Source organism: Spirillospora sp. NPDC052242 (genome assembly GCF_040679555.1).
GTDB lineage: Bacteria > Actinomycetota > Actinomycetes > Streptosporangiales > Streptosporangiaceae > Spirillospora.
This window is the reverse complement of the sequence record NZ_JBFAUZ010000021.1, coordinates 76,414-92,862: the sequence shown is the minus strand read 5'-3', so window position 1 is coordinate 92,862 and position 16,449 is coordinate 76,414. Positions and strand designations below refer to the sequence as shown.

Here is a 16,449-nt window from a genome sequence, read left to right as displayed (position 1 = left end):
TTCGGCGCGGACGTCGGCGTGGCGGGGGTCAGAGGAGGGCGATGCCGAGGGCGTGGTCGAGCTGCCAGGCGGTCGACGCCAGGACGCCCGTGCACAGGCCGGCGCCGGCGAGGACGACGGGGCCGGTGACGGGGTTCTTGGCGGGGGCGGAGGTGAGCAGGGCCTGGACGCGCCGGACGACGCCGGAGTCGGTGAACGCGGAGAGCGGCGGCGCGGACGGGCCGGCGGACGAGCGGGCGAGGGCGACCCGCGCGATGGTGCGGGCGACGAGTTCGCGGTCGCCGACGGCCTCGGCGGCGTCCTCGTCCGCCCAGCGCTCCAGGTGGAAGCGGAGCCGCCCGTTGAGCCGCCGCAGGAACGGGAGGGTGCCCGCGGCGAGCGCGCCGGCGGCGAGGTAGCGGTGGTGGCGGTGCCGCAGGTGGGACGCCTCGTGGTGGAACACCGCGCGCAGTTCGGCCGGGTCGAGGAGGTCCACCAGCCCGCGGGAGACCAGGACGCCACGGCCGGGGACGGCGAGGGCCAGCGGCACGTCGGAGTCGACGATCGAGCGCGCGGCGCGCCCGGCGCGGCGGACCTCGGCGGTCCAGCGGGCGGCGAGCCGGGCGGCGGCGAGGACGCTCAGGCAGGTGAGCGCGCAGGCCGGGACGCCGAGGGCGGCGTGCACCGGGCGGTCGTCGCCGAACAGCGCCCATTCGGGCAGCCGGTCGGCGGCGTCCGGGAACAGGGTGGCCGCGTAGTTGAGGCCGATGAACAGCAGCGTCCCGATGACGGTCGTCACGGCCGTGCCGGCGACCGTGGCGAGCAGCCGGGCCGTCCAGGACGGGTGGAGCGGCAGCGGGACGGCGCTCAGCGCGGCGGCGAGCGCGAGCGCCAGCGTGGCGGGCAGGAGCGTCAGCCAGATCACGCGGTTTCTCCGGGGGAGCGGCGGGGGTCGGCCAGGACGGCGCGCAGTGCGCGTTCCTCGTCGGCGGTGAGGTCCTGCACGAAGCGGCTGAGGACGCTGGACGGGTCGCTGGCGAGGCGCAGGTGGTCGCGCATCCGGTCGGCGACGAGCCGGGACTCGTCGACGGCCGGCCGGTAGCGGTAGTGCCGGCCCTCCCGCTCCCGGGTGACGAGGTGCTTGGCGTGCAGCCGGAACAGGATGGTGTTGATCGTGGTGTAGGCGGGGTCGCCGGGGATGCGGTCGCGCAGCTCGGCCGTGCTGAGGGGGCCGTCCGCGGCGGCGAGCGCGGCCAGCACCTCGGCCTCCAGATGTCCCAGCGCGCGTCGCGCCACCGGCCGCACCTCCCTCGTCCTGCGGGCGCTGCGCCCGTCCCGGCAGCCTAATCGTGCCCGTTCCCCGCCGCGGATTCGCCGGACTGAAAACTACAAGTGTAATAACGTTGTCCCGGGAGACGCCGGCGGCGGAGCCGGCGTCGCGCGGCGCGAAGGAAGGCGTTGTGGGGTTCAAGAAGATGATGGGCGCGTTCGGGGTGGGCGGCCCGAAGGTCGACACCGTGCTCACCGAGCCGCGCCGCCGGCCCGGCGAGACCCTGGCGGGCGAGGTGCGCATCACCGCCGCCGATTACGCCGTGGACGTCCAGCGGGTCACGCTGGGCCTGGTCACGCGGGTCGAGGTCGAGCACGGGGACGGCGAGTCGACCGGCGCGCTGGAGTTCCTCCGCGCGGACGCCGCGGGGGCCTTCCGGCTGGAGGCCGGGGCCGACCGGGTCGTCCCGTTCGAGCTGGCGCTGCCGTGGGAGACGCCGATCACCGAGGTGCACGGGCGGCCGCTGCACGGCACGGCGATGGGCGTGCGCACCGAGCTGGCGCTGGCGAGGGCCGTCGACAAGGGCGACCTGGACCCGGTCGCGGTGGCCCCGCTGCCGTCGCAGGAGCTCGTCCTGGACGCCTTCGACCGGCTCGGCTTCGGGTTCAAGGGCGCCGACGTCGAGCACGGCCGCGTCCACGGCGTCGCCCAGGAACTGCCGTTCTACCAGGAGATCGAGTTCTTCGCGCCGCCCGCGTACGCGGGCCGGATCGGCGAGGTGGAGCTGACGTTCGTCGCCGACCCGGTCGGCATGGCGGTGGTGCTGGAGGCGGACCGGCGCACCGGCCTGTTCGGCTCGTCCGACCAGGTCTTCCGGCTGCGCATCGGCCACGACGAGGCGGCGTCCCTCGACTGGACGACCGAGCTCGCCCGCTGGCTGGACGACCTGACCGGCGGGCCGTCCGGTCACGGCTTCGAGCACGCGCACCACCACGGCCACCACGGCCACCACGGCCACGACGGCCACGAGGACCGCGGGCGCGGCCCGGGCTGGGCGGGCGTCGCGGCCGGGGCGGCGGCGGGCGTCGCCGTCGGGGTCGCGGGCGGCATGATCGCCGACGAGGTCCTGGAGGAGGTCTTCGAGGACGACGAGGAGGACTGAGCGCCCGCGCCCGCCTACCGTCTACACGTGTAGTTTGTCTGGCGTCGGCGAAGGCGGGTGGACGGGAAGTCATGGGCGATTACTGGGTGAACATCGCGCTGGTCGCGGTCCTGGTGCTGCTGAACGCGGTGTTCGCCGGGAGCGAGATCGCGCTGATCTCCCTGCGCGAGGGCCAGATCCGGCAGCTCGACCGCCGCGGCGGCGCCACCGCGCGCACCCTGGTGCGGCTGGCGCGCGACCCCAACCGGTTCCTCGCCACGATCCAGGTCGGCATCACGCTGGCGGGCTTCCTGGCCTCGGCGGCCGCGGCGGTGTCGCTGGCCGAGCCGCTGGTGGCGCCGCTGGGCTTCCTCGGCGGCGCGGCCGAACCGGTCGCGATCGCCCTGGTGACGGTGGTGCTGTCGTTCATCACCCTGGTCTTCGGGGAGCTGGCGCCCAAGCGGCTCGCGATGCAGTTCGCCGAGCGCTGGGCGATGCTGGTCGCCCGCCCGCTGGACGTCCTGTCGCTGGTCTCGCGCCCGGCGATCTGGGCCCTCGGGGCGTCCACCGACCTGGTGGTGCGGATGCTCGGCGGCGACCCGCGCGCCGACAAGGAGCAGCTCAGCCCGGAGGAGCTGCGGGACCTGGTGGCGGGGCACCGCGGGCTGACCGCCGAGCAGCGGCTGATCATCTCCGGCGCGCTGGAGATCCACGAGCGGACGCTCCGCGAGGTGCTGCGCCCGCGCCGCGAGGTGTTCACCCTGCCGGACGACCAGCCGACCGGGCGGGCGCGCACCGCGCTGGCCGAGTCGGGGCACTCGCGGGCCCCGGTCATCGCGGCGGGGGAGCTGGACGACGTCGTCGGCATCGCGAACCTGCGCGACCTGACGACCGGCGACCCGGCGGCCCCCGTCGCGGCGCTGGCCCGCCCGGCGGTCGTCTTCCCCGACTCGGTGCGGGTGTCGGACGCGCTGCGCCGGTTCAAGGCCGAGCACCAGCAGCTCGCGCTGGTCGTGGACGAGCACGGCGGCGTCGAGGGCATCGTCACCCTGGAGGACCTGCTGGAGGAGATCGTCGGGGAGATCTACGACGAGACCGACCGCGACGTCATGGCGGTGCGGACGGAACCCAACGGGGCGCTGCTGGTCCCGGGCACGTTCCCGGTCCACGACCTCCCCGACCTCGGCGTGGAGGTCACCGATCCGCCCGCCGGGGACTACACCACCGTCGCCGGGCTCGTCCTCGCGAAGCTGCGCCGCGTCCCCGAGCGGGCCGGGGACCGCGTCGACGTCTCCGGCTGGACGATCGAGGTCACCGATGTCGACCGGCACGCCATCACCGGCGTGCGGATGCGCCCCGCCCGGAAGGGCGCGGGAGGGCGCGACGCCGCCGACCCGGCGGACCCGGCGGACCGGTAGGGCGCGGCGCCGGCGCGCGGACGAGCGCCGCCCCGGGCACGCGGGACGGCGCTCGCTCACCGCGGCGTCACCAGTTCTTGTACTGGACGTCGCCGAGGCCGCAGAACGTGCAGCCGGCGCTCAGGAAGTCCTCCGTGCGGCGGAACTCCTCGTCGGCCAGGTGCCACCGCAGCCACGCCGTGATGATGTGCTGGCCGTTGCGCGTGGCGAGGATGTGGTCGGTGTTGTCGAGGATGTTGAACCAGACGGGGACGTCGGTGTTCGTGTAGTCGCGCTCCATGTTGCCGGTGGCGAAGTCGTCGTCGCCGCCGACGTAGAGCGCGGGCTTGCGGAGGCTGTCCGGGCCGTTGCCGTCGAAGGAGCCGCCGGCCACGTGGATCGTCGTCGTCAGGCGCGGCTCCTCGGCCACGTCGAACGTCCCGATCGACCCGCGCGAATGGCCGCCGAACGCGATCTCCGACGTGTCGAGGTCCTGGTAGAGCGGGCTGAGCGGGCTCGCGTTCTGCCCCTCCAGCCAGTCGAGGGCCTCGACCATGTAGTCGCCGCTGCTGGACGACACCTCGCTGTAGACGACGAACCCGTGCGAGGCCCACTGGCGCAGCATGTCCTCGTAGTCGGCCGGGTCGGACCCGGCGCCCGGGCCCCACACGAGGATCGGGTGGTCCACGCCGTTCGCGCCCGCGTTCGCCGGATACACGAGCCATCCGTCGTCGCCGGGGCCCGCGGACTCGTCGATCGTCACCCCGTAGGGGCCCGGCGCGGTGACGTCGTCCACCGGGGGCAGCGACCCGGTCGGGGGCTCCCCGCCGTCCCCGGCCTCGACGCGCACGTCGTCGACGGTGAGCGTCTCCAGGAGGCTGCTCGCGTCGAGCGAGAAGCGCAGCCGCAGGTCCCGGCCGTCCACCGAGGACGGCAGGCGGAACGACGCCGGGCCCGCGGCCGTGCGCGCCGACTCGAGCGTGGTGAACGAGCCGCCGTCGACCGAGTAGGCCACGGTGAAGGACTCCCCGGCGTCCAGCCCGGACGCCTCCCGGGTGTAGGAGACCGTCACCCCCTCGTGCCCGGTCAGGTCGATGGGAGCGGACGTCATGGACGGGTCGGAGAACAGCGACGCGCGCAGCTCGGCGGCGCCGTCGGCGGCGTCGACGGAGCCGCTTGCGGTGAAGGTGCCGAGCCCGCCGGCGAAGTCCTCGCTGTAGACGGGCGTGGCGGCGGATGCGGGGGTCGAGATGGCGCCCGCGGCGCCGATGGCCGTGATGCCGATGGCGACGGCGCCGCAAGTTCGCAGGCGCCCGCTGATGCGCGACATGGTCTGGTGATCCCTTCTGGCCGCGCCGGAATCGGACGATGCCGATTGAAGCCGCGATCCCGCCGCCGGGAATCGGGGAAATCACCGGTGCGCGCCCCGGCCGTTCCGCGGTGGGCGGAACGGGATGGGCCCGGCGGCGCCGCCGACCTACGATGTGCGCATGGCCGAGAGCATCCGACCGGACGAGACGCCGCACGAGCCGACCGCGACGCGACCGGCGGCGGAGCCGCTGTGGCGCGCCGCGCTCGGCTCGTGCCTGCGGCGCCTGCGCCTGGAGCGCGGCGAGATACTGGTCGAGACCGCGCGCCGCGCCGGGGTCTCGCCGCAGTACCTCTCCGAGATCGAACGCGGCGTCAAGGAGCCGTCGAGCGAGATGATCGCCGCGGTCGCCGGCGCCCTGGACACCACCCTCGCCGACCTGACCCTCGCCGTCGCGACGAGCCTGCTGGCCGCCCCGGCCGGCGCCGCGCGGGCGGGGACGGCGCGGGCCGGGTCCGCCCCGGCGAGCCCGACCTGCCGCGCCGCCTACGCCCTGGCCGCCTAGCCGTCCGCGGGCCCTACACGAGGGTCGGCGTGCGCTCCTCGAGCACGTGGTCGAGGAGGCCGTATTCCAGCGCGGCCTCCGCGGTGAACACGCGGTCGCGGTCGGTGTCGGCCCGCAGCGTCGCGGTGTCCCGGCCGGTGTGCCGGGAGAGGATGCGCTCGATGTCCGCGCGCACGCGGACGACCTCGTCCGCCTGGAGGATGAGGTCCGGGATCGCGCCGCGCCCCTGCCCCATCGGCTGGTGCAGGACGACCCGGGTGTGCGGCAGCGCGGCGCGCTTGCCGGGGGCGCCCGCCGCGAGGAGCACGGCGCCGACGGCGACCGCCTGCCCCACGCACGTCGTCGCGACCTGCGGGCGGATGTAGCGGAGCGTGTCGTACACGGCGAGCATCGCGCTCGGGTCGCCGCCCTCGCAGTTGATGTAGAGCTGGATGTCGCGCTCCGGGTCGTCGGACTCCAGGTACAGCAGCTGCGCGACGAGCGCGTTCGCGACGCCCGCGTCGATGGCGGTGCCGAGGTAGATGATGCGTTCCGTCAGCAGGTGCGAGTAGACGTCCATGATGCGCTCGCCGCGGGGGTTGCGCGCGATGACGTTCGGGATCGTGTAGGTGCTCATCGGACGTTTCCTTCCGGGCGGAGCCCGGCGGGCCGGCGGCCGGCGGGCGCTATCTCCTCGAAGTCGTCGACGATGGCGTCGACGAACCCGTACTCCAGCGCCTCCCGCGCCGTGTACCAGCGGTCGTGCAGCGAGTCCTCGAAGACCCGGTCGAGGGGCTGGCCGGTGTCCTCGGCGATGAGCCCGAGGACCGTGTCGCGGGTGTGGCGCAGGTCGCCGGCCTGCAGTTCGATGTCGACGGCGGCCCCGGCGATCCCGGCGGAGCCCTGGTGCATCAGCACGCGGGCGTGCGGCAGCGCGCGGCGCTTGCCGCGGGTTCCGGACGACAGCAGGAACTGGCCCGCGCTGTAGGCGATGCCGAGCACCAGCGTGGACACGTCGCACGGGACGAGCCGCATCACGTCGCGGATCGCGAGCATCGACGGCACCGACCCGCCGGGGGAGTGGATCCACAGCGAGATGTCGGACGACGCGTCCTCCCGCGCCAGCGTGATCAGCTGCGTGGCCAGCAGCGTGCCGTTGTCGTCGTCGAGGGCGCCGTCGAGGACGAGGACGCGCTGCCGGTAGAGCTCGCTCCGTACGCGTTCGTTGAACAACGGGATTCTCTGTTCCTCGCTCATGCCTCCACTGTGCGGTGGCGCGGCCACCGCACCCGGCCCGATCTGCCCACGGCGGATCTGCTCTCAGCAGCGCGACCGCGCCGCGGCGGGCCCGCCGAGCGGCCGCCGGGCTTATTCGGAGGCTTTTTCGGCGCATCCGGAAAATGGCCTGTTTCGGGGCCCGTTAGGGACGCGTTAATTCTGGCCGCGCGCCCGCTAAGAAGCCGTCAAGATCGGTCGAACTTCGCAAAAGAGGCGATTTACTGCAAGCCGGTCCTGGAAGGGCCGCTGCGGAGAACTCTCGACAAGGAACCAACCATGAGTGACGTGGCCTTCGTGCTGCTGACGGTGGCGGTCTTCGCCCTGCTCGGCCTGGTCGTGAAGGGCGTGGAGAAGCTGTGACGGCCGAGAACGCGGTCGGGCTCGGCCTGGCCGTCCTGCTGATCGCCTTTCTGGTGGCCGCCCTCCTGTTCCCGGAGCGCTTCTGATGAGCACGACCGTCGCGGGGATCCTGTTCGTCGGATCCCTCGTGCTCGCCCTGGCCCTGGTCTACCGGCCGCTGGGCGACCACATGTACCGCGTCTACTCCGGGACGAGGCACGCGCGCGTCGAACGCGTCCTCTACCGGGCCGTCGGCGTGAAACCGGACGCCGAACAGACGTGGGCCGTGTACGCCCGGAGCGTCCTGGCGTTCTCGGTCGTCGGCGTCCTGGTGCTGTACGCGCTGCAGCGCCTGCAGAACCGCCTGCTGCTGTCGCTCGGGTTCGACCCGGTGAAGCCCGACCAGGCGTGGAACACCGCGGTCAGCTTCGTGACCAACACCAACTGGCAGTCGTACTCGGGCGAGTCGACGATGGGCCACCTGGTGCAGATGTCCGGGCTCGCCGTGCAGAACTTCGTGTCGGCGGCGGTGGGCATGGCGGTCGCCATGGCCCTGGTGCGGGGCTTCGCCCGCAAGCGGAGCGAGCACCTGGGCAACTTCTGGGTGGACCTCGTGCGCGGCAGCCTCCGGATCCTGCTGCCGATCGCGTTCGCCGGAGCGGTCCTGCTCGTCGCGGGCGGGCTCGTCCAGAACTTCGCCGCCGCCGACGACCAGGTGGTGCGCACGGTCACCGGCGGGGAGCAGGCGATCACCGGGGGACCGGTGGCGAGCCAGGAGGTCATCAAGGAACTCGGGACGAACGGCGGCGGCTTCTACAACGCCAACTCCGCGCACCCGTTCGAGAACGGCACCGCCTGGACGAACTGGCTGGAGATCTTCCTGATCCTCGTCATCCCGTTCACGCTGTGCCGGACGTTCGGCCGGATGGTCGGGCAGAACCGGCAGGGCTACGCGATCCTCGCCGTGATGGCGACGATCGCGCTGGCCGGCGTCACGCTCGTCAACGCGTTCCAGCTCGCGCACCACGGCACCGTCCCGACGGCGGTGGGAGCGTCGATGGAGGGCGTCGAGAACCGGTTCGGGGTGTCGAACTCCGCGACGTTCGCGGGCGCCACCACGCTCACCTCGACCGGCGCCGTGAACTCGTTCCACGACTCCTACACGAGCCTCGGCGGCATGGTCACCATGGTCGACATGATGCTGGGCGAGGTCGCGCCCGGCGGCGTCGGCTCGGGCCTGTACGGGATGCTGATCCTCGCCGTCATCACCGTGTTCGTGGCCGGGCTGATGGTCGGCCGGACGCCCGAGTACCTCGGCAAGAAGATCGGCTCCCGCGAGATCAAGTTCGCGGCGCTGTACTTCCTGATCACGCCCGCGCTGGTGCTCACCGGGACGGCCGTGGCCATGGCCACCGAGAGCGGGCGCGCGGCGATGCTGAACAGCGGGCCGCACGGCCTCAGCGAGGTGCTGTACGCGTTCACGTCCGCCTCCAACAACAACGGCTCGGCGTTCGCGGGCGTCACCGTCAACACCGTCTGGTACGACACCGCGCTCGGACTCTGCATGGCGTTCGGCCGGTTCCTGCCGATGATCTTCGTGCTCGCGCTGGCGGGCTCGCTGGCCCGGCAGGGCGGCGCCCCCGCCTCCGCCGGGACGCTGCCGACGCACCGGCCGCAGTTCGTCGGGATGGTCGTCGGCGTGACGATCGTCCTGGTCGCGCTCACCTTCCTGCCCGCGCTCGCGCTCGGGCCGCTCGCCGAGGGGCTGCAGTGATGACGACACAGACCGTTGAGGCGCCGGATCGGGCGCCGCGGCCGCCGGCCCGCCGCGGCGGCGGCCGGATCCGGGGCGGGCTGCTCGACCCGGCGCAGCTCGCGAGGTCGCTGCCGGACGCGTTCCGCAAGCTCGACCCGCGCACCCTGTGGCGCAACCCCGTCATGCTCATCGTCGAGATCGGCGCGGTCTCGACGACCGTGCTCGCCGCCCTCGACCCGAGCGTGTTCGCCTGGCTGATCGTGGCCTGGCTGTGGCTGACCGTGCTGTTCGCCAACCTCGCGGAGGCGGTCGCCGAGGGCCGCGGCAAGGCCCAGGCGGACGCGCTGCGCCGCGCCAAGACCGACGCGGTCGCCCGCCGGCTCCTCGACTGGACGCCCGGCACGGCCGTCCCGCGCGAGGAGCGGATCGGCGCGACCGAACTGCGGCGGGGCGACCACGTCGTGGTCGAGGCGGGCGAGACCGTCCCCGGGGACGGCGACGTCGTCGAGGGCATCGCCAGCGTGGACGAGTCCGCGATCACGGGCGAGTCCGCGCCGGTCATCCGCGAGTCGGGCGGTGACCGGTCGGCCGTCACCGGCGGGACGAAGGTGCTGTCGGACCGCATCGTCGTCCGGATCACCCAGCGGCCCGGCGAGTCCTTCATCGACCGGATGATCTCGCTGGTGGAGGGCGCGAACCGGCAGAAGACGCCGAACGAGATCGCGCTGAACATCCTGCTGGCCGCGCTGACGGTCGTCTTCCTGCTGGCCGTCGCGACGCTGCAGCCGCTCGCGATCTACTCCACGGGCAACGATCCGGGCGCCGCCGACTCCGCCGCCCTCGGCGCGGACGGCGTGACCGGCATCGTGCTGGTGGCGCTGCTGGTGTGCCTGATCCCGACGACGATCGGGGCGCTGCTGTCGGCGATCGGCATCGCGGGCATGGACCGGCTCGTCCAGCGCAACGTCCTGGCGATGAGCGGGCGGGCCGTCGAGGCGGCCGGCGACGTGAACACGCTGCTGCTGGACAAGACCGGCACGATCACCTGGGGCGACCGGCAGGCGGCCGCGTTCGTCCCGGTCGGCGGCGTCACCGAGGACGAGCTGGCGGACGCGGCGCAGTTGTCCAGCCTGGCCGACGAGACGCCCGAGGGCCGCTCCGTCGTCGTCCTCGCCAAGGAACGCCACGGGCTGCGCGAGCGGACGCCCGGGAAACCGGCGCACGCCACCTGGGTGCCGTTCACCGCGCAGACCCGGATGAGCGGTGCGGACCTGGACGAACCGGGCGGCGCCCGCGGCCTCCGCAAGGGCGCGGCGAGCGCGGTGGCCGACTGGATCCGCGAGCACGGCGGCACCGTCCCGGACGAGCTGGGCCGCATCGTGGACGGCATCTCCGCGTCCGGCGGGACGCCGCTGGTCGTCGGCGAGCGCACGGCCGGCGGGGCCCGCGTCCTCGGCGTCGTCCACCTCAAGGACGTCGTCAAGGACGGCATGCGGGAGCGGTTCGACGAGATGCGCCGGATGGGCATCCGCACCGTGATGATCACCGGCGACAACCCGCTGACCGCCAGGGCCATCGCCGACGAGGCCGGGGTGGACGACTTCCTCGCGGAGGCCAAGCCGGAGGACAAGCTCGCGCTCATCAAGAAGGAGCAGGAGGGCGGCCGGCTCGTCGCGATGACCGGCGACGGCACCAACGACGCGCCCGCGCTCGCGCAGGCCGACGTCGGGGTGGCGATGAACACCGGCACGTCCGCCGCCAAGGAGGCCGGGAACATGGTCGACCTGGACTCCGACCCGACGAAGCTCATCGAGATCGTCGAGATCGGCAAGCAGCTCCTCATCACCCGCGGCGCGCTGACCACGTTCTCGATCGCCAACGACATCGCCAAGTACTTCGCGATCATTCCCGCGCTGTTCACGGCGCTGTTCCCCGGGCTGGACGCGCTGAACGTCATGCGCCTGCACAGCCCGCAGTCGGCGATCCTGTCCGCGGTCGTGTTCAACGCGCTGATCATCGTCGCGCTGATCCCGCTCGCCCTGCGCGGGGTGCGGTACCGGCCCGGCGGCGCCGCCGAGCTGCTGTCCCGCAACCTGTACGTCTACGGGCTCGGCGGACTCGTCGCCCCGTTCATCGGCATCAAGCTCATCGACCTCGTGGTCCAGTTCCTTCCGGGGATGTCCTGACATGCGTTCGCCCATGTGGATCCGGCGGCACCTCGCCGCCGTCCGGGTCCTGCTCGTCCTCACCGTCGTGCTCGGCCTGCTCTACCCGCTCGCCGTGTTCGCGGTCGCGCAGCTGCCGGGCCTGAAGCACAAGGCGGACGGCTCGTTCGTGGAGGCGGACGGCCGGCGGGTCGGCAGCACGCTGATCGGCCAGCCGTTCACCGACGCGGACGGGAACCCGCTCGAGCGGTACTTCCAGAGCCGCCCGTCCAGCGGCGGCCACGACCCGACGGCCACCGGCGCGAGCAACCTCGGGCCCGAGGACGTCGTCGACGTCCTGCCCGACCCGGCGCTCGCCGCCGCCGGGAAGGAGGACGAGGACGCCCGGCAGAGCCTCCTGACCCTGGTCTGCGAGCGCAGTGCGCAGGTCGGGGAGCTGGAGGGCGTGGACGGTTCGCGGCCGTTCTGCACTCCGGGCGGGGTCGGCGCGGTCCTCGCGGTCTTCGGGACGCGGACGGCGTCCGGCGAGGTCCCGCACCCGACCCGGGTCGTCAGCCTGAACGAGCAGGCGGGCGTGGTGAAGGCCCCGTTCACGCCCGTCTACAAGGGCGTGAAGGTCGAGCTGGCCCGGTACGGCGAGGACTACGCGAAGGGCCTCGTGGTGCCGGTCCGGGGCGACGCGCCCGCCGACCCGGCCGTCCCGGCCGACGCGGTCACCGCGAGCGGCAGCGGCCTCGACCCGCACATCTCGCCCGCCTACGCGCGGCTGCAGGCCGACCGGGTCGCCGCGGCCCGGGGCGTCCCCGCCGCGGACGTGGCACGCCTGGTCGAGGGCCACGTGGACGGCCGCGCCCTCGGCTTCATGGGCGAGCCCACCGTGAACGTCCTCGAACTCAACATCGCCCTGGACGACCGCTACCCGGCCCGGAACTGACCCGCCGGACGGAGCGGCGGCGGGTCGCCGGACCCCCGGCGGCCCGCCACCGCGCGGTTATGCGACTCCGCTTCACCCGGTCTCATTTCCGTACCCATTTCGTAGGACCCTTCCCTTTCGGCCGACAATGCCGGTCGCGTGGCGACGCCTTGCCGCCGGGCCGTCCATGACGTGCGCGTTCTTTCCGGCCACTGATCCTTCACGTGGGGGAAACCGTTCTGCCTTGTACCGGACCCCGCCGATACCGATTCGGGCTTGAGCGACGACCGCGGGCGCTGTTAGCTTCACCCGGTGGGCGACAAGCGTGCACAGGCGGCGGCGATCGCGGATTTCGCGGCGGCTCTGCGCGAGTTGCGCAACTCGGTCGGCAACCCGCCTTTCCGGGAGATGTCGGGACGGTCCGGGGCGATCTCCCATACGACCTTGCACGAAGCCACGAAGGGCAACAAACTCCCGAGCTGGGGCACCACCGTCGAGTTCGTGAAGGCGTGCGGCGGCGACCCGGCCGACTACCGGGACCGCTGGGAGAGCGCGAACCGGACGGTCCGGTCCGCGACCGCCAAGGGGGCCTCGGCCGCCGCAGACACCGCCGAGCCCGCGCCGGACGTCCCGACCACCGAAACCGTCCAGGACGCGGCCGTCGTGCAGGACGCCGACACCGTGCAGGACGCCGACACCGTGCAGGCTTCGGACGCGCCCCCGCCCCCGCCCGGCGAGATCGCGGGCGGTGCGGGCGACGGCGTGCCCGCCGCCCCCGTGTCCGGGCGGTGGGGACGTCTCCGGCCGTCCCGCGCCGCCGCGGCGGCGCTCGCCACGGCGGCCGTCGGGATGGGCACGGTGGCCCTCGTCGTGGTCGTCGTCAATCGCGGTTCCGCCGCGGACGGGAACGGGCCGGAGCCGTCCGGCGCCCGGCCGGCGAAGGCCGCGCCGTCCCCGGCCGACTGCCCGGTGCGCGCGACCAACCCGCCGCCGGCCCCGCCCGCGCACAAGGGGGACGCGGCCACGTTCATCACGGACGTGACGCTGCCCGACTGCACGCCCGTCGGCGCCCGCAGGACCGTGACGAAGGTGTGGCGGATCAAGAACGCCGGGACCGTGCCGTGGGAGGGGTATTCGCTGCGCCGCCTCGACCTCCCGCAGCGCGCCGACCAATGCCAGACCATCTCCGACGTGCCGATCGACGACACGGAACCGGGAGAAATGGTCGACATCCGGGTCGACATCGCCACGCCGAAGAAGCCGGGTTTATGTTACGTGCGCTTCAAGATGGTGGACTCCGCCGGAAAGGTGGCGTTTCCCGGGAGCCGGCCGGTCAACTTCCAGGTCATCGTCCAGGGGCCCCGGTTCCCCGTCGTGGACGACACGGCGGGGAGCCGGGGCCGGTGATCCGCGGGATCACGGAATCGGGGGATCAGGAAAGGACGATCCCGCTGTAGTAGGACTTGAGGATCCTGGAGTGGTTCCAGCCCGCGTTCGCCTTGTCACGGGAGCCGTACTGCGACATCCAGTCGCCGTTGACCCAGGCGCCGCACGCCGTCGTCGTGGCGCAGTAGTGGGCCTGGAGGATCTTCCCGCCCCGGGTCATCCGGGTGTTCCACGTGGCGTCCACCGCGGCGCTCGTCGACGCCTTCGCCGAGCCCGGCCGGTAGACCTGGCTGGACGTGGTGTCGTAGACGTCGAAGCACTGGCCGCCCGGCGTCTTGCGCGTCGAGTGCAGCGCCCAGTACCAGCCGAAGCTCTTGACCGCCATCGCCCCGGCCCGCAGGGACTCCGTCGGCCAGCTCGGCACCCACTCGTTGGGCAGGACGTTCTTGACGTAGGTCTTGAAGTCCACCCGGTCCACACGGTTCAGCGACACCCGGTACACCAGGATCGTCGTGGGCAGTTTGCTGTGCGTCCCGTCGGTCTTGCAGCCGGTCGGCGGCGTGGAGTCCAGGAACCGGTGCGAGGCGTTCTGGTTCTTGAGGGTGGCGTTCAGGTTGCCCTTGGCCCCAGGCTTGAAGTCCTGGTAGGCGCCGCCGTAGTTGCTGTTGTAGTAGACCCGGACGGTCTTGCCGCTGCGGTTCCAGGCGGACGCGGCCTCGTTCTTGACGCACTCGCCCTTGCCGTTGCCCGGGCCCTTGAAGTCGTAGCAGGAGGGCTGCTGGGTGCCGTAGTCGGCGACGGAGCCGGTGAAGTCCGAGACCGAGCCCTCGTTGCCGCTGTTGAAGTAGTAGCAGAACTCGCCGCCGTCGCAGACGCCGTCGCGGCCCGCCGCCGACGCGGTCGCCGCCGGGACGAGGATCGTCCCGCCGAGCAGCGCCGCGGCGGCCACTGCGACCAGCCGCGGGACGAGCCGCGGGACCAGCCGTCCGGTTCGTGTCGACACAGTCGTCATCCTCTTCTGCCGGGTGGCGTTATCGGACGTTGTAGCCCTGCGACTGCCAGAACGAGTTCGGGTTCGGGTTGTCGAGGACCGGGTCGCCGACGCTCTTGGCCGCGTGCGTCTGCCGTCCGGGACGCATCTCGACGTGCGTGTGCGCGCCCGAGCTGGACGACACCCCGCGCCACGACTCGTCCGCGATGATCTCACCGCGGCTGATCGCGTCGCCCACGCTCACCCCGGACCGCGGGGCCGTGTGCAGGTAGATCACCGTCTTGTTGAGCGAGGAGTTGTAGACGGAGACCGTGGAGAGCCCGCCGCTGCCGGTGGCCCCGCGCGCGACGTAGATGACCGTGCCGCTCACCAGGGCGTGGACGTCCGAGCCGACGCCGCGGGCGAAGTCGATGCCCTCGTGCCGGCCGGGGGTGTTCTCGTAGCCGTCGAAGGCGGCGGTGAGCCGGCCGCCGCTCGCCTTGTAGAGCGCGTACGACATGTTCGTCCGCGACGACGGCGAGAACTGGTGCGAGGCGTTCTGGTTCTTGAGGGTGGCGTTCAGGTTGCCCTTGGCGCCCGCCTTGAAGTCCTGGTAGGCGCCGCCGTAGTTGCTGTTGTAGTGGACGCGGACGGTCTTGGTGCTGCGGTTCCAGACCGAGGCGGCGTTGTTCTTGATGCACTGGCCCTTGCCGTTGCCCGCGCCCTTGAAGTCGTAGCAGGAGGGCTGCTGGGTGCCGTAGTCGGCGACGGAGCCGGTGAAGTCGGAGACCGACCCCTGATTGTTGCTGTTGTAGTAGTAACAGAACTCGCCGGTTTCGCACACGCCGTTGCGGGCCGCCGCCGAGGCGGGCGCCGCGAGGACGGACGCCGCCCCGCCGAGCGCGATCGCGGCGGTGGACACGGTGAGGATCCTGGTGAACGTGCTCATGCTGGTCTCCTTGCTGTTCGCGGACTGCGACCGTCGGACGGACGGACGGGTGAACGGGCGGGGCGGACGGGGCGGGGGTCAGCGGCGGCGGTACTCCTCCCAGGTGCGGATGGTCACCTTCGGACCGTCGTCGGGGCCGCGGCGGGCGAGCCCGTCCAGGCCGAGGTAGTAGTCGCCCACCTGGTGCTGGGCCTGGCCGGAGAGGTCGGTGTCGCTGATGGCGACCGCGTGGACGTGCCACGGCCAGTCGCCCTGCGCGGGGCTGCGCACCCAGGCGGCGAAGCCGACCCGGCGCAGTGCGCGGGCGGCCGCGGTGCGGTCGGCGGGGCCCATCCCCGCGACCGAGATGTCGACGGCGCCGCCGCCGTCGTGCGTCCCCGCGGACGTCGGGTCGCCGCCGGGGTTGTACGAGCCCTGCTCGAGGACGAACGCGCGGCCGAACAGCCGCTCCGCCTCGGCGAGCATGCTCCGCGTCCGGGTGTTGACGACGACGCCGCCGGTGGACACCCGTTCGCCCGGCCCGATGACGCGGGTGACCCGGAAGCGGCCGGCCCCGAGTTCGGCGAGCGACGTCTTCCCCGGCAGCCCGCTGGCGTCCAGGCCGGTGTAGCCGAGCGACTTCTGGTACTTCGCGTATGCGGCGATCGTCGTGGTGCCGAAGTACCCGTCGACCCACTTGGCGTCGAGCAGGCGGCGGTCGCGCAGCGCCTGCTCGACGAGCAGCACGCTCGCCTCGGCGCCGGGCGTCCGGGTGTCGTCGGCCCTGCGCGGGTCGATCTGGGCGGCCTTGACGGTGGCCTCCATGTCCACGCTCGGCAGGGCGGCGGCCCGCGCGGCGGGCGTCCCGTGCGTCGCGAGCGGAAGGGCGAGCAGTCCCGCCGCGGCGAGCGCGGCGGTGGCGAAGGCGGACGGTCGGAAGGGCAGCTTCATCGGTTCCCCTGGATGCGGGAGCTGGGGGCGAAGCCCATGGCGGATCCACCGTCACCGACCGCTCACGGATGCACAAGAAGATCGTTGTTGTCAGCTTGTCCGCGGCGCCGTTCCGTACGGTCG

General features: G+C 72.9%; 17 protein-coding genes. 9 read left to right on the top strand and 8 right to left on the bottom strand.

Annotated elements, in window-relative coordinates; genetic code table 11:
• Window positions 1-28 precede the first annotated feature (28 nt).
• Together AB0L25_RS18905 and AB0L25_RS18900 are read right to left on the bottom strand one after the other, a co-directional pair.
• Window positions 29-904: a M56 family metallopeptidase gene (locus AB0L25_RS18905; protein ID WP_500173747.1), complete on the bottom strand. Its 876-nt coding sequence runs from the start codon at window positions 902-904 to the stop codon at window positions 29-31.
• Complete coding sequence (locus AB0L25_RS18900) at window positions 901-1,275, bottom strand: BlaI/MecI/CopY family transcriptional regulator (protein WP_500173745.1); 375 nt, start codon at window positions 1,273-1,275, stop codon at window positions 901-903. Before AB0L25_RS18900 ends, AB0L25_RS18905 begins: the two co-directional genes overlap by 4 nt.
• 164 nt (window positions 1,276-1,439) lie before the next feature.
• Between AB0L25_RS18900 and AB0L25_RS18895 the strand changes: the two genes are divergently transcribed.
• Both AB0L25_RS18895 and AB0L25_RS18890 read left to right on the top strand, forming a co-directional pair.
• Window positions 1,440-2,411 (top strand): sporulation protein, encoded by a 972-nt coding sequence (locus tag AB0L25_RS18895; RefSeq protein ID WP_500173743.1) that lies wholly within the window; start codon window positions 1,440-1,442, stop codon window positions 2,409-2,411.
• Window positions 2,412-2,482: 71 nt separating this feature from the next.
• Entirely contained in the window at window positions 2,483-3,808 is a 1,326-nt protein-coding gene (locus AB0L25_RS18890; protein ID WP_500173741.1) for a hemolysin family protein, read from the top strand.
• A 67-nt stretch (window positions 3,809-3,875) separates the two neighbouring features.
• On the opposite strand, the gene AB0L25_RS18885 is transcribed toward AB0L25_RS18890, so the two are convergent.
• A complete protein-coding gene (locus tag AB0L25_RS18885) occupies window positions 3,876-5,117 on the bottom strand; it encodes a poly(ethylene terephthalate) hydrolase family protein (RefSeq protein WP_500173739.1) in 1,242 nt (413 codons plus the stop codon).
• A gap of 160 nt (window positions 5,118-5,277) precedes the next feature.
• Here AB0L25_RS18885 and AB0L25_RS18880 point away from each other — a divergent pair, with 160 nt between their 5' ends.
• Window positions 5,278-5,661, top strand: coding sequence for a helix-turn-helix domain-containing protein (locus AB0L25_RS18880; protein ID WP_500173737.1), 384 nt, complete (start codon window positions 5,278-5,280; stop codon window positions 5,659-5,661).
• Between the two features lie 13 nt (window positions 5,662-5,674).
• Here AB0L25_RS18880 and AB0L25_RS18875 read toward each other — a convergent pair whose 3' ends face one another.
• Window positions 5,675-6,277, bottom strand: a complete 603-nt coding sequence (locus AB0L25_RS18875) for a ClpP family protease (protein ID WP_500173735.1) — start codon at window positions 6,275-6,277, stop codon at window positions 5,675-5,677.
• Window positions 6,274-6,897, bottom strand: a complete 624-nt coding sequence (locus AB0L25_RS18870) for a ClpP family protease (RefSeq protein WP_500173733.1) — start codon at window positions 6,895-6,897, stop codon at window positions 6,274-6,276. Before AB0L25_RS18870 ends, AB0L25_RS18875 begins: the two co-directional genes overlap by 4 nt.
• A 9-nt stretch (window positions 6,898-6,906) precedes the next feature.
• Here AB0L25_RS18870 and AB0L25_RS18865 point away from each other — a divergent pair, with 9 nt between their 5' ends.
• The 6 genes from AB0L25_RS18865 (at window position 6,907) to AB0L25_RS18840 (ending at window position 13,498) form a co-directional block, all read left to right on the top strand.
• Complete coding sequence (locus AB0L25_RS18865; protein ID WP_500173731.1) at window positions 6,907-7,278, top strand: hypothetical protein; 372 nt, start codon at window positions 6,907-6,909, stop codon at window positions 7,276-7,278.
• On the top strand, window positions 7,275-7,364 hold the full coding sequence (locus AB0L25_RS18860) for a potassium-transporting ATPase subunit F (RefSeq protein WP_500173729.1): 90 nt from the start codon (window positions 7,275-7,277) through the stop codon (window positions 7,362-7,364). The genes AB0L25_RS18865 and AB0L25_RS18860 overlap by 4 nt, the downstream gene beginning before the upstream one ends.
• Window positions 7,364-9,031: a potassium-transporting ATPase subunit KdpA gene (kdpA, locus tag AB0L25_RS18855; protein ID WP_500173726.1), complete on the top strand. Its 1,668-nt coding sequence runs from the start codon at window positions 7,364-7,366 to the stop codon at window positions 9,029-9,031. Before AB0L25_RS18860 ends, kdpA begins: the two co-directional genes overlap by 1 nt.
• Complete coding sequence (gene kdpB / locus AB0L25_RS18850; protein ID WP_500173724.1) at window positions 9,031-11,199, top strand: potassium-transporting ATPase subunit KdpB; 2,169 nt, start codon at window positions 9,031-9,033, stop codon at window positions 11,197-11,199. The genes kdpA and kdpB overlap by 1 nt, the downstream gene beginning before the upstream one ends.
• A gap of 1 nt (window position 11,200) precedes the next feature.
• Window positions 11,201-12,112, top strand: a complete 912-nt coding sequence (locus tag AB0L25_RS18845) for a potassium-transporting ATPase subunit C (RefSeq protein WP_500173722.1) — start codon at window positions 11,201-11,203, stop codon at window positions 12,110-12,112.
• A gap of 291 nt (window positions 12,113-12,403) precedes the next feature.
• The gene (locus AB0L25_RS18840) at window positions 12,404-13,498 is read left to right on the top strand and encodes an NBR1-Ig-like domain-containing protein (protein WP_500173720.1); all 1,095 of its coding nucleotides are present in this window, start codon (window positions 12,404-12,406) and stop codon (window positions 13,496-13,498) included.
• Window positions 13,499-13,523: 25 nt separating this feature from the next.
• On the opposite strand, the gene AB0L25_RS18835 is transcribed toward AB0L25_RS18840, so the two are convergent.
• The 3 genes from AB0L25_RS18835 to AB0L25_RS18825 all read right to left on the bottom strand — a co-directional run bounded on the left by AB0L25_RS18835 (window position 13,524) and on the right by AB0L25_RS18825 (window position 16,326).
• Window positions 13,524-14,480, bottom strand: a complete 957-nt coding sequence (locus AB0L25_RS18835; RefSeq protein ID WP_500173718.1) for a SpoIID/LytB domain-containing protein — start codon at window positions 14,478-14,480, stop codon at window positions 13,524-13,526.
• Window positions 14,481-14,508: 28 nt separating this feature from the next.
• Entirely contained in the window at window positions 14,509-15,396 is an 888-nt protein-coding gene (locus AB0L25_RS18830; protein ID WP_500173716.1) for a peptidase inhibitor family I36 protein, read from the bottom strand.
• Window positions 15,397-15,474: 78 nt separating this feature from the next.
• Window positions 15,475-16,326, bottom strand: coding sequence for a peptidoglycan-binding protein (locus AB0L25_RS18825; RefSeq protein ID WP_500173714.1), 852 nt, complete (start codon window positions 16,324-16,326; stop codon window positions 15,475-15,477).
• Between the last annotated feature and the right edge of the window lie 123 nt (window positions 16,327-16,449).

Excerpts from the sequence above, each read along its gene's own strand:
- AB0L25_RS18875 (WP_500173735.1), bottom strand. The coding sequence starts at position 6,277 with ATGAGCACCTACACGATCCCGAACGTCATCGCGCGCAACCCCCGCGGC.
- kdpB (WP_500173724.1), top strand. The coding sequence starts at position 9,031 with ATGACGACACAGACCGTTGAGGCGCCGGATCGGGCGCCGCGGCCGCCG.
- AB0L25_RS18825 (WP_500173714.1), bottom strand. The coding sequence starts at position 16,326 with ATGAAGCTGCCCTTCCGACCGTCCGCCTTCGCCACCGCCGCGCTCGCC.
- kdpA (WP_500173726.1), top strand. The coding sequence starts at position 7,364 with ATGAGCACGACCGTCGCGGGGATCCTGTTCGTCGGATCCCTCGTGCTC.
- AB0L25_RS18830 (WP_500173716.1), bottom strand. The coding sequence starts at position 15,396 with ATGAGCACGTTCACCAGGATCCTCACCGTGTCCACCGCCGCGATCGCG.
- AB0L25_RS18870 (WP_500173733.1), bottom strand. The coding sequence starts at position 6,897 with ATGAGCGAGGAACAGAGAATCCCGTTGTTCAACGAACGCGTACGGAGC.
- AB0L25_RS18845 (WP_500173722.1), top strand. The coding sequence starts at position 11,201 with ATGCGTTCGCCCATGTGGATCCGGCGGCACCTCGCCGCCGTCCGGGTC.
- AB0L25_RS18890 (WP_500173741.1), top strand. The coding sequence starts at position 2,483 with ATGGGCGATTACTGGGTGAACATCGCGCTGGTCGCGGTCCTGGTGCTG.
- AB0L25_RS18885 (WP_500173739.1), bottom strand. The coding sequence starts at position 5,117 with ATGTCGCGCATCAGCGGGCGCCTGCGAACTTGCGGCGCCGTCGCCATC.
- AB0L25_RS18880 (WP_500173737.1), top strand. The coding sequence starts at position 5,278 with ATGGCCGAGAGCATCCGACCGGACGAGACGCCGCACGAGCCGACCGCG.